8 protein-coding genes and 1 pseudogene are annotated in these 10,153 nt (G+C 65.3%); 6 read left to right on the top strand and 3 right to left on the bottom strand.

The features are described 5' to 3' along the window. From JHD07_RS22505 to ugpB, 3 genes are all read right to left on the bottom strand, one after another. The coding region (locus JHD07_RS22505; protein WP_291625912.1) for a twin-arginine translocation signal domain-containing protein at nt 1–133 on the bottom strand (133 nt) is incomplete at its 3' end. Nucleotides 134–518: 385 nt separating this feature from the next. Then, on the bottom strand, nt 519–1,568 hold the full coding sequence (locus tag JHD07_RS22500; protein WP_291625910.1) for an aminoglycoside 3'-phosphotransferase/choline kinase family protein: 1,050 nt from the start codon (nt 1,566–1,568) through the stop codon (nt 519–521). A 29-nt stretch (nt 1,569–1,597) separates the two neighbouring features. After that, nucleotides 1,598–2,980 (bottom strand): sn-glycerol-3-phosphate ABC transporter substrate-binding protein UgpB, encoded by a 1,383-nt coding sequence (gene ugpB / locus JHD07_RS22495; protein ID WP_291625908.1) that lies wholly within the window; start codon nt 2,978–2,980, stop codon nt 1,598–1,600. 236 nt (nt 2,981–3,216) lie between these two features. On the opposite strand from ugpB, the gene JHD07_RS22490 reads away from it, so the two are divergent. The 6 genes and pseudogenes from JHD07_RS22490 to JHD07_RS39845 form a co-directional block, all read left to right on the top strand. Next, nucleotides 3,217–4,212 (top strand): TRAP transporter substrate-binding protein, encoded by a 996-nt coding sequence (locus JHD07_RS22490; RefSeq protein WP_291625907.1) that lies wholly within the window; start codon nt 3,217–3,219, stop codon nt 4,210–4,212. Between the two features lie 6 nt (nt 4,213–4,218). Next, entirely contained in the window at nt 4,219–6,297 is a 2,079-nt protein-coding gene (locus JHD07_RS22485) for an ATP-binding protein (RefSeq protein ID WP_291625905.1), read from the top strand. Continuing rightward, a complete protein-coding gene (locus JHD07_RS22480; protein ID WP_291625903.1) occupies nt 6,267–8,012 on the top strand; it encodes a DUF3369 domain-containing protein in 1,746 nt (581 codons plus the stop codon). The genes JHD07_RS22485 and JHD07_RS22480 overlap by 31 nt, the downstream gene beginning before the upstream one ends. Before the next feature lie 10 nt (nt 8,013–8,022). Next, entirely contained in the window at nt 8,023–8,760 is a 738-nt protein-coding gene (locus tag JHD07_RS22475; RefSeq protein WP_291625901.1) for a response regulator, read from the top strand. A gap of 357 nt (nt 8,761–9,117) precedes the next feature. Further along, entirely contained in the window at nt 9,118–9,729 is a 612-nt protein-coding gene (locus JHD07_RS22470) for a sigma-70 family RNA polymerase sigma factor (protein ID WP_291625899.1), read from the top strand. A gap of 310 nt (nt 9,730–10,039) precedes the next feature. Then, nucleotides 10,040–10,153 (top strand): annotated as a pseudogene (locus JHD07_RS39845) (cytochrome c biogenesis protein CcdA); the annotation flags it as partial.

Raw genomic sequence — 10,153 nt, 5'->3', positions numbered from 1 at the left:
CGCCCTCCGAGACGATCAGCAGCGTCTCCGAGCGGGCATCGGCCTGCGCGGACGAAATGACGGACGGCATCGCCGGGAGCGCCGCGCCAGCGGCCAGTCCGGAAACGGATTTGAGGAAATCGCGGCGCTTCATGAAATCGCTCCAACGCAATGGTTTTCGTTGGAACCGGATTCGCAAGGTTCGTGCCAAGGCTTAACGGAGCGTTACGGCGGCCTTAAGCTATTGGTGTAGCAGGAAATTCTTGCCTTGACAGGATCTGCCGGGGAAGTGGCGCGGCTCGCAATTGCATACAAAGACAGACAAATGACTAAAATTTAGGCCAAAGAAAGGATCAGCTCATTCGAGAGGCGACGGCAGGAATCATCTTGCCGAGCTGTCATTCCGGGGCGATGCACAGCATCGAGCCCGGAATCCATCGGGCGACAGAACGCGCGGCACAATGGATTCTCAGGTGCGCAATTGCGCACCACAGTTCGCCGCTCCGCGGCACCCCGGAATGACGGGAGGTGCGGCGCCCTCAGCCGGGCCAGATCAGCTCCTGCAGCTCGACCAGATCATCCACCCTCTCCTGCCAGCCGTCGATGCAGATATGCGCGTTGAGGTCGCTGGCGCGGTGCAGCAGCATCAAGGCCATCAGCCGGCGCTTGAGCGCGAAGTCCGGCTTCGCATAGCCAAAGCCTTCGAGCAGGCTCTTCACCCGGCCCGGCCGTCCCGCCGCCATGAAGGCGCTGGGGCCAAGCAGGTCGTAGTCGCGCCATCCGGTGAGGACGTCGCCGAAATCGAACAGGCCTTTGAGCGACCATTGGCCGTCATCGCAGGCGAGCAGAAAATTCTCAGGGATGTATTCGCCGACCAGGATCACCGGCGGCGCGTCCATCGGGATCAGCGCTGCCGCATCGCGCAAGAGATCGTCGAGACCGGCGAGGAATTTTGGTGCAAGGCCGAGACGGGTGTGCCGCGCACGGCAAGCCTGCATCCGGGCGTGGATGAATGCGTCCCAGCGCGGCTCGATGGCCGCGAGCTCTCCGAGCGGGGCGCGCTGCACGCTCGCGATGGTCTCGCCGATCTGGCGCAGCAAGCGCTCCTTCTGGTCTTCCGGCAGCGAGGGCCAGACCTCCGAGCCGAGCGTGCCGGAAAGGCGCGTCATGACCAGATAGGGCCAGCCGTCGCGCGTTCCTTCTGCGACGATCTCGGGGATCGGCAGCGAGAGGCGGCCGGCGAGCTGCATCAACGAAGCGCGCTCGGAGACGAATTGCGCGCGCAAGAGCGGCGGGAAGATTTTCAGGATCAGCTTGTCGCCGAGGCCGACGACGAGGTTGGTGCCGGTCGCAAACACAGCCGGGGCGCCGACATCGAGGCCGTGACTGCGCGCGATGTCGAGCGCGATCGGAAGCCATTGCGGGGACGCGGAGCGGAACGCACGGAAGCTTGCGGCGTCGGCGAGGTCTGGGAGTTTCACGGACATCGCGCGCTGTTGTTTGAGTTCGTCATGCCCGGGCTTGTCCCGGGCATCCACGTTCTTCGCGCCGCGCGGCAAGGCGTGGATGGCCGGGACAAGCCCGGCCATGACGCCGTGGAGAGATCTTGCGCAACACCCTACCTATCCGGGCTCGCCCGCTCGAATTGACGCAGCAGCTTGTTGCCGCGCTCGACGGCGGAATCCAGTGCTGCCTGCGCGCTCTTGTGGCCGGCGAAGGCCTGCTCCAGCTCGTCCTCGATCGCGCCGCGGATCAGGACGAAAGAGCCGAGCCGGATGCCCTTGGAATTCTCCGTCGGCGGATTGAGCGTGACCTGCTCGAACGAGATCGCCGAACCCGGATTGCGTTCGTAGAAGCCTTGCGACTTCGTCAGCTCGAAGGCGGCGCGGGTGATCGGCAGGTACCCGGTGTTCTGGTGCCAGGCAGCCTGTACGCCGGGCTGGGACAGATAGGCGAAGAAGCGCGCCACGCCCTTGTATTCCTCGCGCGGGCGGTCGCGCAGCACCCACAGCGTGGCGCCGCCAATGATCGAATTCTGCGGCGCGCCCTTCACGTCCGGCCAGTACGGCATCATGCCGGTGCCGATCTCGAATTTCGAGTTCGCCCTGATGTCGGCGCGCGTCGCCGAGGAGCCGATGAAGATGCCGCATTCGCCCTTCTGGAAGCGCGGCTCGGCCGACTGGCCGCGGCCGCTATAGTCGAACAGTTTCGTCTTTTGCCATTCGGCGAGCTGGGTGACGTGTCTGACGAGAGGCGGATTGTTGATGGTCAGCTCCGCATCGAGGCCCGCAAAACCGTTCGTGCGCGTGGCCAGCGGCAGATTATGAAACGCCGAAAAATTCTCGACATGGATCCAGGACGGCCAGGAGGTGGTGAAGCCGCAAGCAGCGCCACGGTCGCGCAGGCGCTTTGCGGCGGCAGCCAGTTCAGGCCAGGTCTTCGGTGGCGTCTCCGGATCGAGGCCGGCATCACGGAACAGGGTCTTGTTGTAGTACAGGATCGGGGTCGAGGAATTGAACGGGAAGGACAACAGATTGCCGGCCGCGTCGGTGTAATAGCCGGAGACTGCGGGCAGGTAGTCGCCAAGCGAAAACGGCTCGCCCTGGTCCCGCATCAGGCTGAACACCGGATAGATCGCGCCCTTGGCCGCGGTCATGGTGGCGGTGGCGACCTCGTTGACCTGGACGATCGCGGGCTGACTGCGCGAGCGGAAGGCGAAGATCGCGGCCGTCACCGTCTCCGTGTAGTTGCCCTTGTAGACAGGCACGATGCGGTAATCGGACTGCGAGGCGTTGAAGTCCGAGGCGAGTTTCTCCAATTGCCGGCCGAGCTCGCCGGACATGGCGTGCCACCACGCGATCTCCGTGGCTGCCTGCGCCTTCGATATGAAGGTGAGAGCCGCGAGGGCGGCAACGACCGGCAACAGGCGCAATGCTGAAATCACGACGGCTCTCTCATCTGGCGCGGCATACGGCAACCGTCCCTGCTTAAGGCGCGGCATATCCGCTTTCAATCGGAATGAGCAACGGCCGCGCCGCACAATCCTGACCTTGCCACGGCACAGGATGGCCTCCCCCGACCATCTGGTGGAGCCGCGTCCCGATGGGCCGTAGAGCTCCAGCTTGTCAGTTTGACGGGTTTTCTTTACGCGAACCGCTATCCACTTCGCTTTGAAATCGCTTTAGATTGCATTGAACCTTTTGCTCCCGCCATAGACTTCACCACTGAGGGGTTAGTGTGCCAGTGCTGAGCCGTGCCGAACTCTCGCGGACCGGGGTGATCTACGTCGCGCTTGTGCTCGCCGTCTGGACGACGGGCGCCGGCGCGCGCGAATTTCGCGCCGCCGACACCCAGGCCGAGGATTACCCGACCGTCCAGGCGCTGCGCTACATGGGCGCCCTGATCGCCGAGCGCAGCGGCGGCCGCCACGAGGTCAAGGTGTTTCACTCCCGTCAGCTCGGCGAGGAAAAGGAGACCATCGAACAGACCCGGGCCGGCGCGATCGACCTCAACCGGACCAACGTGGCCCTGATCGGCAATTTCGTCCCGGCCATGAACGTGCTCGCCATGCCGTTCCTGTTCCGGTCCATCGAGCACATGCAGAAGGTGCTGGACGGGCCGATCGGCAGCGAGATCCTGAACAGCTTCGAGCCCTACGGCTTCGTCGGGCTCGCCTTCTACGATTCCGGGGCACGGTCGATCTACAACGGCGTCCGCCCGGTGAGGAACATCGCAGACCTCAAGGGATTGCGGATCCGGGTGCAGCAATCGGAGTTGATGAGCCAGATGATCCGCGCGCTCGGTGCCGAGCCGGTCGAGCTGGCTTACGGGCAGGTGCTGACCGGGCTCGCCAATCACCTGATCGACGGCGCCGAGAACAACTGGCCATCCTTCGTGACGACGGACCATTTCAAGCATGCCGGCCACTACACCCTCACCGAGCACACGATGAGCCCCGAGGTCCTGGTGATCTCGCTGAAGGCCTGGCGGAGCCTCTCGCAGGACGAGCAGAAGATGTTCCGGGAGGCCGCGCAGCGCTCCAGCCTCTTCATGCGCGAGAAATGGCGCGACCTCGAGGAGCAGTCGCAGCGCAAGGCGCAGGACGCCGGCGTCACCATCGTCAAGGAGATCGACCGCAAGCCGTTCTGGGACGCGATGGCCCCGATCTACGCCAAGGCCGCGCGCGATCCCGCCGCGGCCGCGCTGATCGAACGCATTCGCAAGGTGGAGTGAGCCGCGTTGGCTGCACTTGGACATCACGAGCACGCGGAGCGGCCGCCGGGCCCGGCCGGGCAGCTGCGCGCGCGTCTCGTCGGCGTGCTGCGCGCGGTGCCGATCCGCTGGCGCATCCTGTCGATCGCGGCGCTGAATTCCGCCGTCGTGGTGGTGCTGGTGGCGATGATCTGGAACGGCGCGCAGGTGCTGGGCTCGGCCTGGGACGACGTGCGCCAGGTGCGCGAATCCGACCGCATCCTGGCGCTGCTCGAAAGCGAGACGGGCCGCCTGCACAATCTGATCCACCGCTACATCAACCAGCCGAGCCCGGACCTGTTCGCCGAGATCCTCCTGCTGCGGGAGGCGGTGCTGGGCACGCTGTCCAACCGCGCCGCCAAGGACCCGATGCTATCGGGCTCGGTCGAGGAGCTGGAGCGCACCACCGACCGCTTCCTCAACGGTTTCGGCGAGCTGCGCGGCGTGCAGGCCACCATCGCGAAGACCTATGAGGAGCAGGTGCAGGGCCCGGCCCGCGACATGGCCGGCCTCTATTCCATCATCGAAGGCGCCACCGGCCATCGCGACGCGCTGATCTGGCCCTCGCTCGGCAAGTCGCGCGAGGCCTTCACCGCGATGCTGGTGGCGGCCAATTCCTACTATCTGTCGCAGTCGGCAGGCGCGGCCGACGACGCCCGCCGTCACACCGAGACGATCGAGAAGACCATCCCGGTCATGATCGATCTCGCCGACAACGACCTCCAGAAGATGGCCTTGCGGCGGCTCGCCTCCCGCACCGCAGCGCTGCGCGAAGGCTTCGCCAAACTGTCCGAACAGCTCGCGAGCCGCACCGAGCTGCTGCGCAACACCATCGACGCCAGCCAGGCCGAAGCGATCGGCGCCATCGACGACCTTTCGACCAAGATGCGTCAGCGCGAGCAGAAGGCGCAGGAGACGTTCGACCGCACGCTGGCCGACATTTCCCGCCGGGTGCTGACGATCGCGATCATCTTCCTCGGCATCATCCTCACCGCGGGCGTCCTGATCGCACTGTCGATCCGCCTGCCGCTACAGCAGCTCATGACCGCGATGCGCGCGATCACGCTCGGCGACCTCCACCGCGAGGTGCAGGGCACCAAGGCGAGAGACGAGGTCGGCGCCATGGCGCGTGCGGTCGAAGTGTTCCGCGAGAACGCGATCGCCAAGCGCGAGACCGAGGACGAGCTGCGCGCGTCCAAGGAGAAGGCCGAGAGCGCGCTGCTCGAGCTCAATACCGCGCAGCAGAATTTGATCGATGCCGAGCGGCTGGCCGCGCTCGGCGGCCTCGTTGCGGGCGTCGCCCACGAGGTCAACAACCCGATCGGCATCAGCCTGACGGTGGCCTCGAGCTTCGCCCGGCGCACCGAGATCTTCGAGGCCCAGCTCAGGGGCGAGGGCGGCCTGCGCCGCTCGCAGCTGGAGGAGTTTGTGCAGTCCTCGCGCGACGCCTCGCAGCAACTCGTGGCCAACCTCCAGCGCGCCGGCGAGCTGATCCAGTCGTTCAAGCAGGTTGCGGTCGACCGCTCCCATGCCGAGCGGCGGCAGTTCTCGTTGAGCGAAGCCACCGACCAGATCATCGCCAGCCTCAAGCCGGTGCTGAAGCGCTCGCCGATCACGCTGCAGGTCGACGTCCCCGAGGGGCTGCTGCTCGACGGCTATCCCGGCTCCTACGGCCAGATCCTGACCAATCTGTTCCTCAACGCCGCCAACCACGCCTTCGCCGACGGCCGCGCCGGCACCATCGCGATCTCGGCCCGGCCGCGGGGGACCGACGACATCGAGGTCATCTTCAGCGACGACGGGGCCGGCATGACCCCGGACGTGCAGCGCCAGGCCTTTGACCCTTTCTTTACCACCCGGCGCAATGAAGGCGGCACGGGACTCGGCCTGCATATCGTCTATAACCTCGTCACCCAGCAGCTCGGCGGTCGCATGATGCTGGAATCCAAGCTGGGACAAGGCACTACTTTTCGCATTATCATGCCCCGCGTCGCCAAAGGCGGCGCGCAGAGCACAGAAAGTGACGGGACTTCTCAATGGCCGAACAGGACGATGTCCTCCACCTGATCGACGATACCGGTACCGCGTCGGAGGATGCCAATGCCCGGAAATGGAAGATCGCCGTCATCGACGACGATCCGGCCGTGCATGACGGCACCCGTTTCGCTCTCTCGGATTACAGCCTGAACGGCCAGGGCCTGGAGATCCTGTCGGCTTATTCCGCGGCGGAAGGCCGCAAGCTGATGGCCGCGCACAACGACATCGCCGCCGTGCTGCTCGACGTCATCATGGAGACCGACGTCGCCGGCCTCGAGCTGGTCGAGTTCATCCGCAACGAGATCCGGAACGAGACCGTCCGCATCATCCTGCGCACCGGCCAGCCCGGCCAGGCGCCGGAGCGGCGCGTCATCGTGCAGTACGACATCAACGACTACAAGGCCAAGACCGAGCTTACCGCCGACAAGCTCTTCACCTCGCTGACCGCGGCGCTGCGCTCCTACCAGCAGCTCGAGCGCATGGTGCAGACCCGGCGCGGGCTGGAGATCATCATCGACGCGGCCTCGACGCTGTACGATTTCAAGTCGATGCAGCGGCTCGCCGAGGGCGTGCTGACCCAGCTCGCTTCGCTGCTCAACGTCGATTGCGCCGGCATCCTCGTGCTGCGCGACAATGGCGGCATCGATCCCGAGCTCTCCGTGCTCGCCGGCAGCGGCTGCTACAGCCGATTCATCGGCACCACCACGTCGAAGGCGCTCGATCCCGACCTGCGGGCGATGGTGGAGGCCGCGTTCCAGCGCCGCAAGAACGAATTCGCCGACCACCGCAGCGTGATCTATTTGCGCACCGGATCGGGCCGCGAGGTGGTGGTGCTGCTGCAGGCCGAGCGCGAGCTGTCCGAGACCGACCGCTCGCTGGTCGAGATCTTCTCCAGCAGGCTCTCGATCGCCTTCGACAACGTCATTCTCTATCAGCAGCTCCAGGACGCCAACACCCAGCTCGAGGACCGCGTCGCCCAGCGCACCCGCGCGCTGATGCAGGCCAATCGCCGGCTCTCGGCGCAATGGCTGCGGCTGCAGCGCGCCAACGGCTTCAAGAACGAGATTTTGGGCACCGTCGCGCATGACCTGAAGAATCCGCTCGGTGTCATCCTCGGCCGCACCGAGATGCTGAAGGAGCTGATCTCGACCGGCGCCTCGGAAGGCGGCGTGGTGGCCCAGGTCGACCACATCCGCGACGCCACCAAACGGCTGACCACGATGGTCGACCATCTGATCTCGGACGCGATGGCCGATGCCTTCGACATCACCATCCGCCGCGAGCCGGTCGACGTCGCCGCGCTGGTCAAGGAGGTCGCCGACGCCAACCAGCCGCTCGCCGTCAACAAGCAGCAGGCGATCAGCGTCACCGCGCCGGCCAACATCGTCACCATGTGCGACATCGACCGCATCCGCGAGGCGATCGACAACCTGATCAGCAACGCCATCAAGTACTCGCCGATCGGCGGCAAGATCGGCGTCGAGGTCGTCCACGAGGGCAGCGACACCATCGTGCGCGTCAGCGACGAGGGCGCCGGCCTGTCGCCGGAGGATCTCGGCCGCCTGTTCGGCCGGTTCCAGCGGCTGTCGGCCAAGCCGACCGCCGGCGAGAGCTCGACGGGGCTCGGGCTCTCCATCGTCAAGCGGATCGTCGACATGCATGGTGGCGAGGTCACCGCCGACAGCGAGGGCCCCGGCAAGGGCTCGACCTTCACCATCACCCTCCCCGCGACCGAAATGCCGTGATGCAGAGACCATGACCCAAAGCCAGCACATCATGATCGTCGACGACGAGGCGCCGGCCCGGGAGATGGTCGGCGATTACCTCAAGATGCACGGCTTCACCGTGACGCTGTGCGACGGCGGCAAGTCCTTGCGCGCCGCGATCCAGGGCAGCATGCCCGACCTCGTCGTGCTCGATCTCAACATGCCCGAGGAAGACGGGCTCTCGATCGTCCGCGACCTCAAGAGCCGGATCAACGTGCCAGTCATCATGCTGACGGCGACGGCGAGCCCGATCGACCGCGTCGTCGGGCTCGAGCTCGGTGCCGACGACTACGTCGCAAAACCCTGCGAGCTGCGCGAGCTGATGGCGCGCATCCGCTCGGTGCTGCGGCGGAGCGTGCCGGCCAAGGCGGCCGCGCCGGATTCTGCGGCGGCCAAATCGGACAAGGAGCAGCTGGTGCGGTTCGGCACCAAATGGCTCGACCTGGAAGCCCAGGCCTTGCGCGACGACGAGGGCAACGAGCATCCGCTCACCGCGTCCGAGTTCGGGCTGTTGAAGGTGTTCGCGGCCAATCCGAAACGCGTGCTGTCGCGCGAGCGCCTGCTCGAGCTTGCCAACGCGCGCGACGCCGAAGCCTTCGACCGCGCCGTCGACCTGCGCATCATGCGGATCCGCCGCAAGATCGAGCCCGACCCGGCCAAGCCGGCCGTGATCCGCACCATCCGCGGCGGCGGCTATCTGTTCTCGCCGCAAGGCGAGAAGGCGTAAGTCGCGCCCGACGTCATTCCGGGGCGCCCGAAGGGCGAACCCGGAATCTCGAGATTCCGGGTTCGATGCTGCGCATCGCCCCGGAATGACGGGGCAAGTGGCGCAAGCGAACGCAATCCCTCAAAATACGTTCCCGCTGCTCCCGTCCGCCTCGAAATCCCCATCCCCGTATTTCCCGTACATTGAAATTCCAAGGTTTTTTGCCCTGAATGTTTCGTCGCATCCCGTCCGACGAAACAATTTGGCGGCGCACGAAACCATTTTCCCCTTTTCGTGCAGACGTCCCGAAACGTTGGCTCATTAACACTTCGGCTCAAGGAAACGCCGCTCGGTTGCGGCGCTACGGGGAGCCAAGTCATGCCGAACGTCATTGCCATCAACGCCCAAGCCAGCCAGAGCATCATTGCCGCTCAGGCGACCTCGGACGATATGCTTCTGGAGAGCATTGCCGACGGCAACCGGACGGCCATGCACATCCTTTATTGCCGTCACAATGTGCGGGTGTACCGCTTCATCCTGCGCATCGTGCGCGACGCCACCACGGCGGAAGACCTGGTCAGCCAGGTGTTCCTGGACGTGTGGCGCACCGCCGGCCAGTTCCAGGGCCGCTCGCAGGTCTCGACCTGGCTGCTCTCGATCGCCCGCTTCAAGGCGCTGACCGCGATGCGCCAGCGCCGCTTCGAAGACATCGACCAGGAGGATGTGCGCCAGATCCCCGACGGTCACGACACGCCGGAGACCTCGCTCGACCGCAGCGACACCAGCGCCATCCTGCGCGCCTGCGTGCAGAAGCTGTCGCCGGCGCATCGCGAGATCATCACCCTCGTCTACTACCACGAGAAGTCGGTGGAGGAGGTCGGCCAGATCATCGGCATTCCTCAGAGCACGGTGAAGACCCGGATGTTCTATGCCCGCAAGCAATTGGCCGATTTGCTTAAGGGCGCCGGCGTCGATCGCTTCGCCGCGTAAATCGAACGATTTCAAAGAGATAGGACAGAGCTCCAGCCCTGTCCCGGACACGAAAGCGTTACCGCCGACGAAACAATTGAAACAAGCGACAACATCAGGCGGAAAAACTTCCCCCCTATAAAGCTCACATACGGTTTCGTTAAACCTCCCAAGACCTCCAGCGACCCGGACGATGCCCCCGTCCGGGTCGTTTTGTATTTGAGGGTGACGCGGCCCTCCCCAACGACCGCGCCGTCACGACCGCGTGACGTCGCGTAACGTGCGACGCGCCAGACGCGAACTGCCCTCGTGACCCCATCCACGAGGGCCAATGCTCGATCTCCACTTCGCTCTTCTCGCCGGCATTCTTACCATCGCCGCGCCCTGCACGCTGCCGATGCTGCCGATCCTGCGCGGCGCCTCGATCGGGCGCGTCGGGCATCTG

The sequence above is a fragment of the Bradyrhizobium sp. genome (genome assembly GCF_016462955.1).
Taxonomy (GTDB): domain Bacteria; phylum Pseudomonadota; class Alphaproteobacteria; order Rhizobiales; family Xanthobacteraceae; genus Bradyrhizobium.
This window is presented reverse-complemented; position numbering and strand designations above follow the sequence as displayed.